Annotated in this window: 13 protein-coding genes; 6 read left to right on the top strand and 7 right to left on the bottom strand. The window is 72.0% G+C overall.

From position 1 onward, the window contains the following. Both K933_RS03005 and gatC read right to left on the bottom strand, forming a co-directional pair. Positions 1 to 593: amidase family protein (locus K933_RS03005; RefSeq protein ID WP_023393205.1), on the bottom strand; the 593-nt coding region annotated here is incomplete at its 3' end. Beyond that, positions 594 to 875 carry an Asp-tRNA(Asn)/Glu-tRNA(Gln) amidotransferase subunit GatC gene (gatC, locus tag K933_RS03000; RefSeq protein ID WP_023393204.1) on the bottom strand — a complete coding sequence of 94 codons (282 nt, stop codon included), beginning with the start codon at positions 873 to 875 and terminating at the stop codon, positions 594 to 596. It abuts the gene before it with no gap. A 241-nt stretch (positions 876 to 1116) separates the two neighbouring features. Here gatC and K933_RS02995 point away from each other — a divergent pair, with 241 nt between their 5' ends. The 3 genes from K933_RS02995 to K933_RS02985 all read left to right on the top strand — a co-directional run bounded on the left by K933_RS02995 (position 1117) and on the right by K933_RS02985 (position 5479). Continuing rightward, positions 1117 to 3723: an immune inhibitor A domain-containing protein gene (locus K933_RS02995; RefSeq protein ID WP_152529740.1), complete on the top strand. Its 2607-nt coding sequence runs from the start codon at positions 1117 to 1119 to the stop codon at positions 3721 to 3723. Between the two features lie 221 nt (positions 3724 to 3944). Further along, positions 3945 to 4925, top strand: coding sequence for a transcription initiation factor IIB (locus tag K933_RS02990; RefSeq protein WP_023393202.1), 981 nt, complete (start codon positions 3945 to 3947; stop codon positions 4923 to 4925). 74 nt (positions 4926 to 4999) lie between these two features. Next, on the top strand, positions 5000 to 5479 hold the full coding sequence (locus K933_RS02985; protein WP_023393201.1) for an NUDIX hydrolase: 480 nt from the start codon (positions 5000 to 5002) through the stop codon (positions 5477 to 5479). Positions 5480 to 5501: 22 nt separating this feature from the next. Here the strand turns inward: K933_RS02985 and K933_RS02980 are convergent, their stop codons facing one another. The 3 genes from K933_RS02980 to K933_RS02970 form a co-directional block, all read right to left on the bottom strand. After that, positions 5502 to 6578, bottom strand: coding sequence for an asparagine synthase C-terminal domain-containing protein (locus K933_RS02980; protein WP_049947550.1), 1077 nt, complete (start codon positions 6576 to 6578; stop codon positions 5502 to 5504). A 21-nt stretch (positions 6579 to 6599) separates the two neighbouring features. Then, positions 6600 to 7283 (bottom strand): PHP domain-containing protein, encoded by a 684-nt coding sequence (locus tag K933_RS02975; protein WP_023393199.1) that lies wholly within the window; start codon positions 7281 to 7283, stop codon positions 6600 to 6602. A 119-nt stretch (positions 7284 to 7402) separates the two neighbouring features. Then, a complete protein-coding gene (locus tag K933_RS02970) occupies positions 7403 to 8041 on the bottom strand; it encodes a hypothetical protein (RefSeq protein WP_023393198.1) in 639 nt (212 codons plus the stop codon). Positions 8042 to 8209: 168 nt separating this feature from the next. On the opposite strand from K933_RS02970, the gene K933_RS02965 reads away from it, so the two are divergent. Beyond that, on the top strand, positions 8210 to 8818 hold the full coding sequence (locus K933_RS02965; protein WP_023393197.1) for a hypothetical protein: 609 nt from the start codon (positions 8210 to 8212) through the stop codon (positions 8816 to 8818). A 151-nt stretch (positions 8819 to 8969) separates the two neighbouring features. Next, entirely contained in the window at positions 8970 to 11108 is a 2139-nt protein-coding gene (gene purL, locus K933_RS02960; protein ID WP_023393196.1) for a phosphoribosylformylglycinamidine synthase subunit PurL, read from the top strand. 192 nt (positions 11109 to 11300) lie between these two features. Here purL and K933_RS02955 read toward each other — a convergent pair whose 3' ends face one another. Then, positions 11301 to 13145, bottom strand: a complete 1845-nt coding sequence (locus K933_RS02955) for a hypothetical protein (protein ID WP_023393195.1) — start codon at positions 13143 to 13145, stop codon at positions 11301 to 11303. Positions 13146 to 13637: 492 nt separating this feature from the next. After that, positions 13638 to 13796 (bottom strand): DUF7550 family protein, encoded by a 159-nt coding sequence (locus K933_RS18560; RefSeq protein WP_023393194.1) that lies wholly within the window; start codon positions 13794 to 13796, stop codon positions 13638 to 13640. 98 nt (positions 13797 to 13894) lie between these two features. Between K933_RS18560 and hisF the strand changes: the two genes are divergently transcribed. Then, positions 13895 to 14710, top strand: a complete 816-nt coding sequence (gene hisF, locus K933_RS02950) for an imidazole glycerol phosphate synthase subunit HisF (protein WP_023393193.1) — start codon at positions 13895 to 13897, stop codon at positions 14708 to 14710. Positions 14711 to 14749: the final 39 nt, after the last annotated feature.

Below are 14749 nucleotides of genomic sequence, written 5' to 3'. Positions count from 1 at the left end.
CCCGCCTCCCGGGTGGTGGCGTCGTTCTCGTCGGGGCCGGCGATGACGTCGAGCAGTTCCGCCGCCCCCTCGACGGTGGGCGCGAGCGGGCCGACCTGTTCGAGCGAGTTGGCGTACGCGACGATACCGTACCGCGACACCAGCCCGTACGTCGGCTTGATGCCGACGACGCCGCAGAACGCGGCGGGGTTGCGCACCGAGCCGCCGGTGTCGGTGCCGAGCGCGAGGTCCGCCTCGCCGGCGGCCACCGCCGCGGCGGACCCGCCCGACGACCCGCCCGGGACGCGGTCGGGGTCGACCGGGTTCTTGGTCGGGCCGAACGCCGACGTCTCCGTCGTCCCGCCCATGCCGAACTCGTCCATGTTGGTCTTGCCGACGACGTCGGCGCCCGCGGCGGTCACCCGCTCGACGACCGTCGCGTCGTACGGCGGCACGTAGTCGTCGAGCATCGCCGACCCGCAGGTGGTGCGCAGCCCCTCGGTCGAGATGTTGTCCTTGACCGCGACAGTCCGGCCCGCGAGCGGTCCGTCGTCGGCGCCCGCGACCGTCTCGCGGGTCACGAACGCGTTGAGGTCCTCCTCGTCGGCCGCCATCTACGACACCCGCGGACCCTTGAAGTACCCCTCCTCCGTCTCCGGGGCGTTCGCCAGCGCCGCCTCCTGTGAGAGCCCCTCCCGCACCTCGTCGGGCCGCATCACGTTCACCAGGTCCGGCTCCTCGTCCACCTCGGGCACCTCGTCGAGCGCCTCGAAGTAGTCGAGCACGTCCGAGAACTGCGCGGCGAACTCCTCGACCTCCGCCTCGTCGAGGTCAACCCGCGCGAGGTCCGCGACGTGCCGCACCTCCTCGGGGTCGACGCTCCCGGCGTCTGTCATACCCGGGAGGTGCCGCGGGCGGAGAGTAAGGGTTTCGATACACCCCCTCGGCGAGCGCCGCCGCGCGTTCGGTCCGGGTCGCGTCCGAGCGGCCGAAATCGGACGGTGCCGTCGGAGAAGCGGATGAGACCGCCGGAGAAGCGGACGGTACTGCCGATGTTGCTCGGTGATTACCGATAATTCATGGTTTGTTGTGTGACAACAATTATGTCGGGCGCCCGTGACTCATGTCACGGATTCCATGAGATCACGAGCGATACTTCTCGTAGCGACGATCCTCCTCTCGTCGGTGGCGATGGGGGCTAGCGCCTCCGCCGTCGGCACCGGCGCGACGGCGCAGCCCGCGGCGACGGGAGCCGCGGACGCGCCGACGGCGGCCGCCGACGCGGCTGACGCGGCCGACGAGACGGACGACAACGACTCCGCCGACGCGGCCGACGACCCGACGCCGGTCGACGTGCCGTCGAGCCGGATGCGGAACTTCACGCTCGACACTTCCGGTCTCTCGGCGCCGACCGGCGGGAGTCAGGCCGCCGCGAGCGCGGCCGCCCCGACGGCCGACGCGACGGTCGGCACGACGAAGCAGTTCCCGTCGGTCGACTTCGTGACCGGCGAGTACTACTTCAAGAACTACACCCTCCGGCGCGTCAGCGACAACGGCGCCATCTGGGTCGCGAACGACCTCTCGTGGCCGGAGAACGACACCCGCGCCGACCCCAACGTCACGGAGGCGCAACTCGACTACCTGATCGAGGAGTTCGAGGGGAACATCTACCCGACCGAGAGTGAACTGTTCCGCGAGCCGCAGCCCCACTACGGCAACGACTCGGCGCTCGCGGCGCAGGGCGCGGTGCCGCGGGACTACTACAAGACCAGCAACGAGAGCCGGACGATCATGCTGGTCGACAACGTCCAAGACGAGAACTACTACAACGAGTCGTACCCGCTGTACACGGCCGGCTTCTTCTCGCCGACGATCGAACAGTACACCGACCGGAACGTCGTCACCATCGACGCGTACGACTGGGCGAACGGCACCGGCACGCCCGAGGCGCCGTGGCGACCCGACGACGGGAGCAACGAGTCCCACCAGGTCGAGGGCACGTTCGCCCACGAGTACCAGCACCTCCTCCACAGCGACCAGGACCCCGACGAGGTGTCGTGGGTCAACGAGGGACTCTCCGACTACGCCGAACTCGCGGTCGGCTACGGCGTCCCGTCGAGTCACGTCCCCGCCTACGAGCAACTGCCGTCCAACTCGCTCGTCGAGTGGGAGGACCAGGGTTCGATCAACGCCCTCGCCGACTACGGCGGGGCGTTCCTGTTCATGCTGTACGGCGAACAGCGGTACGGCGAGGAGTTCGTTCGGGCCGCCTTCGAGGACGGCAACGACAGCATCGCGGGGGTGAACGACGCGCTCGACCGGGTCGGCGCCTCGGAGAACTACACGGAACTGTACCAGGACTTCTCGGCGGCGCTCGTCGGTGACGCGGGCGCGGACGGTCCCGCGCCGTACTCGTTCGAGCGGGTCGAACTGAACGTCAACACCAGCGACGAGGTGTTGTACACGCGGAACAACGTGACCGCCTCGTGGGGGAACGCCTACGAGACCATCGACGCGAGCGGCGACGCGACCGTCGAGAACATCACGGTCGGCGGCATCGACACACTGCCCACCCAGTGGGAGGCGACGGCGAACCCGGTCGACGCGAACGAGACGGTGCTCGCGAGCGGCGCGGGCAACCTCGCCGACAGGTTCGCCATAGTCGAGGCCGACCTGAACGACACGAGTTCGCCGACGCTCGGGTTCGACGCCTACTACGACATCGAACGCGGGTGGGACTACGCGTACGTGCAGGTGTCGACCGACGGCGGCGACACCTGGACCAGCCTCTCGAACGAGAACACCACCGACTACCTCGCCTCGCCCGACGGCGCCTACCCGCCGGTCGCCGAGAACCGACCCGGCTTCACGGGCGATACGGGCGGCGAGTGGACCGAGCAGACGTTCGACCTCTCGGCGTACGCCGGCGAGGACGTGCTGATCGGGTTCCGGTACATCGGCGACTACGCCGCACAGGGTAACTCCTCGACGGTCCCCGGAACCGGGATGTACGTCCGCGACGTCTCCGTCTCGGGGACGAACGTCTCGTACGACGGGTCGAGCGCCGACCCGTTCGCCAGTCTCGACGAGGTCCGCGACGAGTACGTCGACTACCAGTACTCGGTGATCGGACTCGACGAGACGGGCGGCGTCGTCGGGGTCGAACAGTACCCGCTCCGGTCGTTCCCCGACTCGGGGACGCGGACGCTCACCGACCTGCCCGCGGGCGAGAACGTGAGCGAGTACGTCCTCACGGTGACGCGCGCGAGCGAGCAAGGTGAGTTCGGCACGGTCCCGTACGAGTACGAGGTGGGGTACGCCGACGACGGGCCGGACGAGGCGGAGACGACCACCTACCAGGTCGACTTCGTGGCGGGCGAGCCGTACGAGCGGATCGGCGGCGAGTACCCGCTGTACGCCGAGGAGGACCGCCTGCTCCGGTTCGCTCACGGCACGGCCGACGACGGCATCACCGAACGGGGCACCGCGTGGCCGAACGAGTCGGTCCGCGACGCCGTCGACTACGGCCACGTCGTCGAACACGACGACGGCACGGCGTCGGTGTCGTTCACCGTCGCCGACGGCGAGAACGTGACGCTGTCGCTTGCGACGTACGAGAAGCCCGACGCCGGGTTCGACCCGTCGGTCACCCAGTCGCTGTGGAACGCCTCGACGGGCACCTACGGCCCGGGCAACCACACGATCACGGTCGACCTGCCCGACGACTCGGACGACCGACGGTAGAGACGGCGTACCCGCCGGCACGACCGGTCTCCCGTCGGTCGGGGGAGACGATTTCCCCGTCCGGTATATTTCGTCCAATCGACAGAACCGCACCGGCCACGTCGGGTAGTTTTCGGCGGTAGAATCCGCGTATACACCGCCATCAGGTATAAGTCGTTTCCTAACCAACAGAGTACTCGGAAGGACACGGTTCCGACCGCCGTTTTTCCACCCACCCAAAAATGAGTGAGAACGTCCGAAACTACACGGACGAGCGTGCCCGACAGTCAGACACGGAGGAGAGCGAGGGGGAGCGCGAGGAGGCGGATCTGTCGTGTCCGGAGTGCGGGGGGCAGTTAGTCAACGACTCCGAACGCGGCGAGACGGTCTGTCGAGACTGCGGGCTCGTCGTCGAGGAGGACGAGATCGACCACGGGCCGGAGTGGCGCGCGTTCGACGCGAGCGAGAAAGACGAGAAGAGCCGGGTCGGCGCCCCGACGACGAACATGATGCACGACAAGGGGCTGTCGACCAACATCGGCTGGCAGAACAAGGACGCGTACGGCAACTCGCTGTCGAGCCGCCAGCGGGAGAAGATGCAGCGGCTCCGCACCTGGAACGAGCGGTTCCGCACCCGCGACTCGAAGGAGCGCAACCTCAAGCAGGCGCTCGGCGAGATCGACCGCATGGCCTCCGCGCTCGGCCTGCCGGACAACGTCCGCGAGACCGCGAGCGTCATCTACCGACGGGCGCTCGACGAGGACCTCCTGCCCGGCCGCTCCATCGAGGGCGTCTCGACGGCGAGCCTCTACGCCGCCGCCCGGCAGGCGGGCACGCCGCGGTCGCTCGACGAGATCACGGGCGTCTCGCGGGTCGACAAAGACGAGGTGGCGCGGACGTACCGCTACGTCGTGCGCGAACTCAACCTGGAGATCCAGCCCGCGGACCCCGAGAGCTACGTGCCGCGGTTCGCCTCCGACCTCGAACTCTCCGACGAGGCGGAGCGGCGCGCCCGCCAACTGCTCGAAACCGCCAAGGAGGAGGGGATCCACTCGGGCAAGTCGCCGGTCGGACTCGCGGCGGCGGCGGTGTACGCCGCCTCGCTACTCACCAACGAGAAGGTGACGCAAGGCGAGGTCAGCGACGTGGCGAACATCTCCGAGGTCACCATCCGGAACCGCTATCACGAACTGCTCGAAGCCGAAGAGCAGGTCCACCTCTAACCGTTCCGGGCCGAGTCGACCGCTTTTCCGCCGCCGAACGTAACACCGAACACGACCGCCGCCCACCCGCGGGTATGGAACTCACGCGCCACTTCACGGCGACCGTCTACCTCGTCAACGACGGCGCGGTCGCGCTCCACCGCCACCCGAAACTGGATATCCGGCTTCCGCCCGGCGGGCACGTCGACCGGGACGAACTCCCCCACGAGGCGGCGCTCCGGGAGGCGCACGAGGAGACGGGTCTCGACGCGCGACTGGTCGACGACACCGACCCCGTGCCCGCACCCGACGGCGAGACGCTCCCCGACCCGCGACACACGGTGCTGTACGACATCGACACGCTCGACGGACGGGTCGCCCACCAGCACGTCGACATGGTGTACTTCGCGGCGGTCGACTCCCGGGCGGTCGACCCCGCGGGCGACGACGAGGAACCCGCCGCGGCGTGGGCGTGGTACACCCCCGCGGAACTGCGCGAGGCCGACGTCGACCCCGACACGGTCCAGATCGGTATCGAGGCCGTCGAGACGGTCGGCGCGGCGGTCGGCGAGTAGCCTGTCCCGGCCCGGAGCCGCCTCACTCGACCAGCGACTCGACGTACCGGCCGACGTGGTTCTCCATCCGCCGTTTGAACCCCGCGCGCCGGGCGAGCCTGTCGAGTTCCCGCGAGACGTACGTGCCGTACTGGACCGCCTTCTTCTCCGCCGCCCGTACCGACTCGGGGAGGACGCCCGCGGCGGCCCGCCGGAGCGCCACCTTCCGTTCGTCGGGCGTGGCGAGCAGGTCGGCGGGGAGTTCGAGCGCCGCCGCCACCACCTCGTCGCCCAACAGGGGGGCGACGGGGTCGACCCCCGCGGCGCGGAGGGTCAACACGTCCCGCTCTAGCCCGTCGGGGAGCGCGAGCAGCGTCTCGCGGCGCGCGCCGCGGACGGTGTCGGCGTCGACCCGGCCGTCGTCGACGGGGTCGACCACCTTGGCGTAGCCGCCGAACAGTTCGTCCGCGCCCTGCCCGACCGCGAGTCGGTCGTGGCCGTCGGCGGCCGCACGCTCGGCTACCAGGTACAGCGGCAGGGCGATGGAGACGTCCATCGGGTTGGTCCGACCGGTCGCGGCGACGAGTTCGGGCACCGCCCGCCGCAGGTCGTCGTGCGTCACCTCGACGACCCGGAGGTCGTCGGCCCGCCCCATCGCGTCGGCGGCCGCCCGCGCCGCCTCGACGTCGTGACAGCCCTCGAAGCCGGCGACGTACAGCGGCGCGTCGGGGAGGCCGGCGGCCACCAGCCCGGAGTCGACGCCGCCGGAGAACGCCACCGCGGTCCCCGCGGGGTCGGCGCCGCGAACGGCGGTCAGGACCGCTCGCTCGACGGCCGCGAGCGCCTCCGCCGCCGGGGCGGGCGCGGGGTCGGGGAGCGACCAGACCCGCTCGGTCGCCCCGTCGGCGCGGGCGTGGCCCGCGGGAAACGTCTCCGGCGACCGGAGGTCGGTCGGGTCGAACGCCCACGCCTCCGAGTCGGCGTCGACGAACAGCGGCCGGCGGCCGAGCACGTCGCGGACGAGCGTCCCGTCGCACTCGCCGGCGAACCCGTCGGTCCCGGGAAGCGGGTCCGCCGCCGCGAGCGCCGTCCGGACCGTCCCCGGGTCGGCCCCGTCGATACGAGTCACGCGCGGCGGCCCTCAGATCAGCTCCGACAGGCGTCGCTGCACGCGGCGTTTGGCCCCGCCGGCGGCCTGCCGGAAGGAGACGTGCCACGGTGTGCGCTGGCCGACGACGCTGGTCCGGCCGTCCCTGATGGCGTCGAGGATGGCGTCGACCGACCGCTCTGTCGCGCCCACCTCGGTGACGGCCTGCCCGACCATCTCGGCGATGTGGGCGTCACTGCCCGCGGTCATCGGGACGTCGTGTGCGAGCGCGAACTCCCGGGCCTGCCGGTTCGACCGCCCCGTCAGCAGCCGGGAGTTGTACACCTCGATGGCGTCGGCGCCGGCCAACTGCTCGTCGGAGACGTGCGGTGCGACGCCGTGACGGGACTTCTGGAACGGGTGTGGGATCACCGCGATGCCGCCCGCCGCCCGTATCGCCGCCAGCGTGTCGTCGTACGACTGGCCGGGGTCGACGGGTTCGTCGATGCCGAACGCGAGCACGTGGCCGGCGGCGCTGGTCACCTCCATGGCGGGGATGCCGACCAGCCCGTAGTCGTCTGCGCGCGCGGCGGCGTCGACACTGGCGTCGAGTTGGTCGTGGTCGGTCACCGCGAGCGCGTCGAGCCCGACGCCCGCCGCCTGTTCGAGCAGCAGGTCGACCGGGTCGCGGCCGTCGTGCGACAGTTCGGAGTGGCTGTGCAGTTCGACCGATAACACGGCGTGAAGTATCGCGGGGTGGTAGAAAAGCGGCGCGGTCCGTCGCGTCCGCCGACCCGCGCGGACGGGCCGCCGAGCGTGACGCCGTGCGTGTGCGCCAGCCGGCGGCCGGCCGTCGCTCAGAGCCGGTCGCGCCGGCGGGTGAGCGTCTCCACCACTCGGTCGACCAGCGGGCGGAGCCGTCGCCCGCCGGCGACGGAGACGACGACCGCCCCGACGGCGTCGAACACGAGGTCGAACAGGGTGTCGTCGACGCTGTACTGGACCAGGATGGGTTCGACGCCCGCCCACCCGCTCAGCGCGCGCGCGGCGAACTCCGCGAGTTCCCAGCCGACGCCCGCCGCGAGCGTGAACAGCAGCACCCACACCGAGAGGAACGGCTCCGGGATGTACACCTCCTCGGAGAACTCGTTGAGCGCGTGCACCGCGACCCAGGCGGCGGCGGCGACCATCGTCGCCGACAGCGCGTGAGTCATGTGGTCCCACCACCAGACGTGCTCGTAGGGACCGGCCATCCCGACGACGTGGAGGAACGCGGCGACGGCCACCGCGAGCGTGACGCCCGGGCCGAGCGCGACGTTCACGTCGCGCCGGAGGAGGTTCGGGACGAACGTCACCGCGAGCGCGAGCACCGCGTTGACCGCGAGCGCGACGTACGCCGTCGCCACGCCGACGACGAACATGACGGCCAGCGCGGCCTGGAGGAGCCGTGAGAGCCGTCGGCGCGCGGTCGGACCCAGCGACGGGAGTCGCCCCATGGCGCGGCGTACGGAGAGGGGGACCGAAGGTGTGTCGGGTGGAACGGGACCGTTCCGCCGTCGCGACCCGCGCCGGCCGGGGTCGCGGCCCGTCGGTGTACGTCCCGGACGCGGAGAACCGGCGAGAGGGATAAGTACTCCCGCGGCGTACCCGCGTCCAGTTCCGCAATGATGGCCACGACGCACGCGTTGGTGGGGGGAACGCTCGGAGCGGCCGTCTCGGTCGCCGCGCCCGAACTCGCCCCGGTCGCCCTCCCCGCGGGCGCGGCCGGCGGCCTCTTCCCCGACCTCGACCTCTACGCCGGCCACCGGCGCACGCTCCACTTCCCCGTCTACTACTGGCTCGCCGCCTCGGCGGCGGCCGGGGTGGCGGTCGTCGCGGCGGCGCCGCTGGCGGCCGCCGTCGCGGTGTTCCTGCTCGCGGCGGCGTGCCACTCCGCGATGGACGCGCTCGGCGGCGGTCTCGAACTCCGGCCGTGGGAGGGGTCGTCCGACCGGGCGGTGTACGACCACTTCCGCGGCCGGTGGGTCGCCCCGCGGCGGTGGGTGCGCTACGACGGCGCCCCCGAGGACCTCCTCGTGGCGACGGCGGCGGCGGCGCCGACGTACCTGCTCGCGGAGGCGCCGCTGGTCCGCCGCGGGGTGCTCGCGCTGGTGGCGGTGTCGGCGGGCTACGTCGTCCTCCGCCGGCCGCTGGCGACGCTCGCCGAACGGGTCGCCGCGTCGCTGCCCGCGCCCGTCCGGCCGTACCTCCCCGAGCGGTTCCTCGGGCGGTAGGCCGGTCGGCCGCGCGGCCGCCGGAACCCGTCGCCCGTCGCTCCCCGCTCGCGCTCCCCCGCTCGCGCCCGTCCCCCGTCACCGACCGGATCGGATGCACGAACGTGCGCATAGAAAGCCCTTTCATCGACCGATTCCACCGTGAACGTGAATGCCACTCGCCGACGCGGACCGGGAACTCGTCGTCGGGGAACTCGGCCGCGACCCCACGCGGACCGAGACCGCCCTGTTCGAGAACCTCTGGAGCGAACACTGCGCGTACCGCTCGTCGCGCCCGCTGCTGTCGGCGTTCGACTCGGAGTCCGACGACGTCGTCGTCGGCCCGGGCGACGACGCCGCGGTGGTCGCCCTCGACGACGACACGTACGTCACGCTCGGCGTCGAGAGCCACAACCACCCCTCGTACGTCGACCCGTTCGACGGCGCGGCGACGGGCGTCGGTGGCATCGTCCGCGACACGATGAGCATGGGCGCGTACCCCGTCGGGCTGACCGACTCGCTGTACTTCGGCGACTTCGACCGCGAGCACTCGCGTTACCTGTTCGAGGGGGTCGTCGAGGGGATCAGCCACTACGGTAACGCCATCGGCGTCCCCACCGTCGGCGGGTCGGTCGCCTTCCACGACGGCTACGAGGGGAACCCGCTGGTCAACGTCGCCTGCGTCGGTCTCACGACCGAAGACCGCATGGTGACCGCCGTCGCGGCGGAGCCGGGGAACGAACTCGTCTTGGTCGGGAACGCCACGGGCAGGGACGGCCTGGGCGGCGCGTCGTTCGCCAGCGAGGACCTCAGCGAGGACGCCGAGACCGAGGACCGCCCCGCGGTCCAGGTCGGCGACCCGTACGCCGAGAAGCGACTGATCGAGTGCAACGAGGCGCTGGTCGACGAGTCGCTCGTCGTCTCCGCCCGCGACCTGGGCGCGGCGGGGCTGGGCGGCGCGTCGTGTGAACTCGTCGCCAAGGGGGGGTTGGGCGCGCAGATCGACCTGAACGCGGTCCACCAGCGCGAACCCGGGATGAACGCGACGGAGATACTCCTCGCGGAGTCCCAAGAGCGGATGGTGTACGAGGTCCGCCCCGAGGACGCCGAGCGGGTCGCCGAACTCGCCGACCGGTTCGACCTCGGCTGTTCGGTCATCGGCGAGGTGACCGACGGCAACTACGTCTGTACGTTCGAGGGCGACGACGGCGACCGCGAGACGGTGGTCGACGCCCCCGCGGCGTACCTCGCGGACGGCGCACCGACGAACGACCTCGAACGGGTCGACCCCGTCCAACCGGAGCGGGACCTGCCCGACGCGCGGGTGGCGGAGGCGTTCGAGGCGGTCGTCGGCGACCCGAACACCGCGAGCAAGCGGTGGGTGTACCGCCAGTACGACCACGAGGTGGGCGCGCGCACCGCGGTCCGGCCGGGCGACGACGCCGCCCTGCTCGCCGTCAGGGAGGCCGAGACGGGGCTGGCGCTGTCGGCGGGCGCGGAGCCGCGGTGGACCGCGGCCGCGCCGTACGAGGGTGCGCGCGCCGTCGCCGTGGAGAACGCGACCAACCTCGCGTCGGTCGGCGCGACGCCGCTGGCGGCGGTCGACTGTCTCAACGGCGGCAACCCCGAGAAGCCCGAGGTGTACGGCGCGTTCGCGGCGGCGGTCGACGGGCTGGCCGACGCGTGTTCGGCGCTGGACGTGCCGGTCGTCGGCGGGAACGTCTCGCTGTACAACGACTCGGCGGCCGGGCCGGTGCCGCCGACGCCGACGCTGGCGATGGTCGGCACCCGCGACGCCGCGGACGGCCGGGGGTACGACGCGCCCCCGACCGCGTTCGCGGGCGAGGGGACGCTGCTGCACGTCGGCGAACCGGGCGGCGCGCTCGGCGGGTCGGCGTACCTCGCGCACGCGGGCGGGAGCGACCGCTTCCCCGACCTCCCCCGGGACCCGAAGACGGTCGTCGCGTCGCTCGCGGGCGTGGCGGGGCTGGAGTCGACGCTCGCGGTCCACGACGTGAGCCACGGCGGGCTCGCGGTGACGCTCGCGGAGGGCGTGAGCGACGACGCCGGCGCGGACGTGGCCGTCGACGGCTCGCTCGAACTGTTCGACGAGACGCCCGGCCGGGCGGTCGTGGAGACGACCGACCCGGACGCGGTCCGCGACGCGTTCGACGGCGTCGCCCCCGTCGAGACGCTCGGCGAGGCGACGACCGACGGGACGCTGTCGCTGTCGGTCGGCGACGCCGAACTCGCGTACGACGCCGACGCGGTCCGCGAGCGCCGCGCGGTCATCGAGCGCGAACTCGCCTGAGCGCCGCGTCCCACTTACCCGCTTCGAGTCCAGTCGTCGACGCCACCTCCACCCGAGGGTAGTCCGCGTAGCCCGCCGTCTCCGGTCGCTCACGGGTCCGTTCTCGGACCGTCGGGAGAGGGGGTGAGAGAAGAGTGCCGTCGGAGTCGGCGCGGGTCCGCGTCCGCTTCCGCTCGCTCCGGCCCGTTCGGTCTACCGCCGCACCATGAGCGCCACCGACCCGACGACGAGCGTGACGACCGCCAAGAGGGGGCCGAGTCCGTTACCGCTCGCGCCGGTCGCGCCGCGCAGCCCGTCGGCCGCCACGCTGCCCTGCTGGGCGGCCGCGCCGCCCGCGCGTTCGTCCGCGTCGGGCGTCGCCGTCGCGGTGGCGGTCGGGGTACGGGTGGCCGTCGCCGTCGCGGTGGCGGTCGCCGTCGGCGTGGCCGTCGCCGTCCCCGCGTCGTCGGGACGCTTGGTGTACGAGGCGTCGGAGTCGTCGGAGTCGCCCCCGTCGTCGTCGTCCGACCCGCTCGACCCGCCGGCCGCGGCGCCGTCGCCGCCCGCGGCGGGCGTCGCCGTCGCGTTACCGTCGTCCGTCCCGTTCGCCCCGCCGGTCGGCGTCGCGGTTCCGTCGTCCCCGTCCGGAGTCGCGGTCGCGTCGCCGTCGTCGGTCGGTGTCGCCGTGCCGTTGCCGTCGTCGGGCGTCGTCTCGTCGCCGTCGCTCGGGGTCGCCGTACCGTTGGCGTCGTTGTCCGGCGTCGCCGTGCCGTCGCCGGTCGGGGTCGCCGTGCCGTCGGCGTCACCCGTCGGGGTCGCGGTCGCGTTGCCGCCGTCGTCGGGCGTCGTCTCCTCGTCCTCGCTCGGCCGGTCGGGGGCGTCGACCGAGAGGGTGTACCCAGTCCGCGCTCCCAGCGCGCCGGCCGACGGCCGCGTCACCACGTAGGCGGGACCGTCGGTCCCGAGGCTGGTGTCGAACGTCGCCGTCCCCGAGACCGACGCCCGCGCGACGGACGACCCGTCGGGCGCGAGGACGCTCACGACGACCCCGCTTTCGGCGGACTCGGCCGTGACGCGGAGCGTCTCGCTCGCGTTCGCGTCGAACGTGTACGCGCCGTGTGCGTCCGTCGACGCGGCGAACGAGGCGTCGACCGACTCGTTCGCCGCGAGCGGCGTCGGCGTCCGGGCGTGCGCGACGAGTTCGTAGTCGACGAACCCCTCGACGGTGCCGCCGTCGTCGGCGACCGGGACGACGCGGACGTAGTACGTCCCGTCGGTGTCGGCGACAGCACGCTGGAAGGCGGTGTCGGCGCTGTCGTCGCCGACGTCGACCCCGGAGGTCCGCCGGTTGAACGCGTCGTCCGCGTCGTCGACGAGACCGACCCGCTCGCCGTCGGGCGCGACGACGTCGAGGCGGAACCCCTGTCCCACGTCGGTGCCGCCGCCGTCGGTCCGGACGGCGGCCGCGGTGAGCAGGTCGCCCGCGTCGGCCTCGACGGCGTACCAGTCCTCGTCGCCCTCCGCGAGCGTCGCCTCCACCCGGTCGCCGTCGTCGACCGCCGGCGCGCTCCCGGCGTCGTCGTCGGGTTCGGTCGCGTCGTCGGTCCCGACCGCGACGGTGAAGTCGTACGCGCCGCCGAGGCCGTCGGCGGGCGTCGACGCGCGGACGTAGTGCGTCCCGTCGGTGTCGGCGACGGCTCCGATCGCCGCCCGGTTGGCCGTCGCCTCGCCCGCGTCGAGTTCCTCGCCGTCCGGTCCGACGAGGCTGAACCGGACCTCGCCCATCCCGTCGGAGCCGACGACGCGGAGCAGGTCACCCGCGTCCGCCTCGACGGCGTACCAGTTCGCGCGGTCGGCCGGCGTCACCCGTCCCGTGACCTCCTCGCCGGACTCGACCGCCGTGGCGTTCGCCATCCCGTCGGCCGCGTCCGCCGTACCGACCGCCCCAGCGCCCGGTGCGAGCGCGTTCGTCCCGCCCGCACCGGCCGCGGCCGCCGTCGGGACGACGCTCCCGGCTAGCACGACCCCCACCACCAGCGTCAGTAGCCCTATTCGCATCTCTACTCCAGCCAGCGGCGTACCGGTACAAGAAAGCGCGCTCCCAGTTCTCATATTTTTCAATTAGCGGCGGTGAAATTTGCATTACGTATAGCTTCCTCTTGTTTTCATTTACATCCGTATGATGGCCACCTACATACCGAGGAGTGGTCCGAGCGGTGTTCGGTGGGGAGTGTGAGGAGCGACGGCCGGGAGCGCAAACGGTTACCGTCGGCCGGTCGAACGGCCCGTGTGCGCCGATTCGCCCTCCTGGTCGCCTGCTGTCTGGTGCTCGCGGGCTGTTCGGGTCCGGGACCCACCCCGAGTCCCGGGCCGCCCGCGGGCACCCAGAGCGCGTCGCCCGCGCCGACGAGCGGAACCCCGGGGGCGCCGCCCGCCGAGACGGCCGCCGGGGAGGCGACGACGGAGGAACGGGTGGGTTCGACGAACGCGACGCGCGTCGGTGCCTCGACCGGTCGGAACGCGACGGTCCCCCCGGCGGCCTCCGGGCGGTTACAACAGGAGCAGCGGCAGCCCGAAGACGACGAGGAGACCGACGACCGCGACCGCGACGCCGACGCCAATCTGCCCCGACGTGTACGGCTGCATCGGTGAGGTGACCCGGTCGTCGTCGAACTCGCGGAACTGCTCGTGTTCGTGGTGGTCGGCCATACGCCCCGTCGGGTGCGGCGGCACTTAATCGCTCGTGGTTCGCCCGCGCGACCCCGACAGTCGAAACGGTGAAACGCCGCTCGACAGTACGTCCGGTAGTGACTCTCACGAAGCGCATCATCCCGTGTATCGACGTGGACCTCGACGAGGAGGGCGACGCCGCGGTGTACACCGGCGTCAACTTCGAGGACCTCCGCTACTCGGGCGACCCCGTCGAGATGGCGCGGAAGTACAACGAGGCGGGCGCCGACGAGTTCGTCTTCCTCGACATCACCGCGAGCGCCGAGGGCCGCGAGACGATGCTCGATACGGTGTCGGCCGTCGCCGACGAGTGTTTCATCCCGCTGACCGTCGGCGGCGGCATCAGGACCCGCGAGGACATCAAGGAGACTCTCCGGGCGGGCGCGGACAAGGTGTCGATCAACTCCGGTGCCATCGCCGAACCCTCGCTGATCGACGCGGGCGCGGACGCGTTCGGCAGCCAGTGTATCGTCATCTCGGTCGACGCGCGCCGGCGGTTCGACGAGGCGGGCGAACAGTACGTCGAGGTGGACGGCGAGTCGTGTTGGTTCGAGTGCACCGTCAAGGGGGGCCGCGAGGGGACCGGTCTCGACGTGGTCGAGTGGGCGACCGAGGCGGAAGAGCGCGGCGCGGGCGAACTGTTCGTCAACTCCATCGACGCCGACGGCACCAAGGACGGCTACGACATCCCGCTCACGCGGGCGGTCTGTGAGTCGGTGTCGACGCCGGTCATCGCCTCCTCGGGCTGTGGCGGTCCCGAGGACATGGAGGAGGTGTTCGTCGACGCGGACGCTGACGCCGCGCTCGCCGCCTCCATCTTCCACTTCGACGAGTACGGCATCGACGAGGTGAAACGCTACCTCGCCGACCGTGGGGTCCCGATGCGGCTGTGAGCGGCCGGCCGCGTGCTATCGTATCGTGATAATCGGCGG

It is taken from the genome of Candidatus Halobonum tyrrellensis G22 (assembly GCF_000495475.1).
In the GTDB taxonomy this organism is placed as follows: Archaea; Halobacteriota; Halobacteria; order Halobacteriales; family Haloferacaceae; genus Halobonum; species Halobonum tyrrellense.
This window is presented reverse-complemented; position numbering and strand designations above follow the sequence as displayed.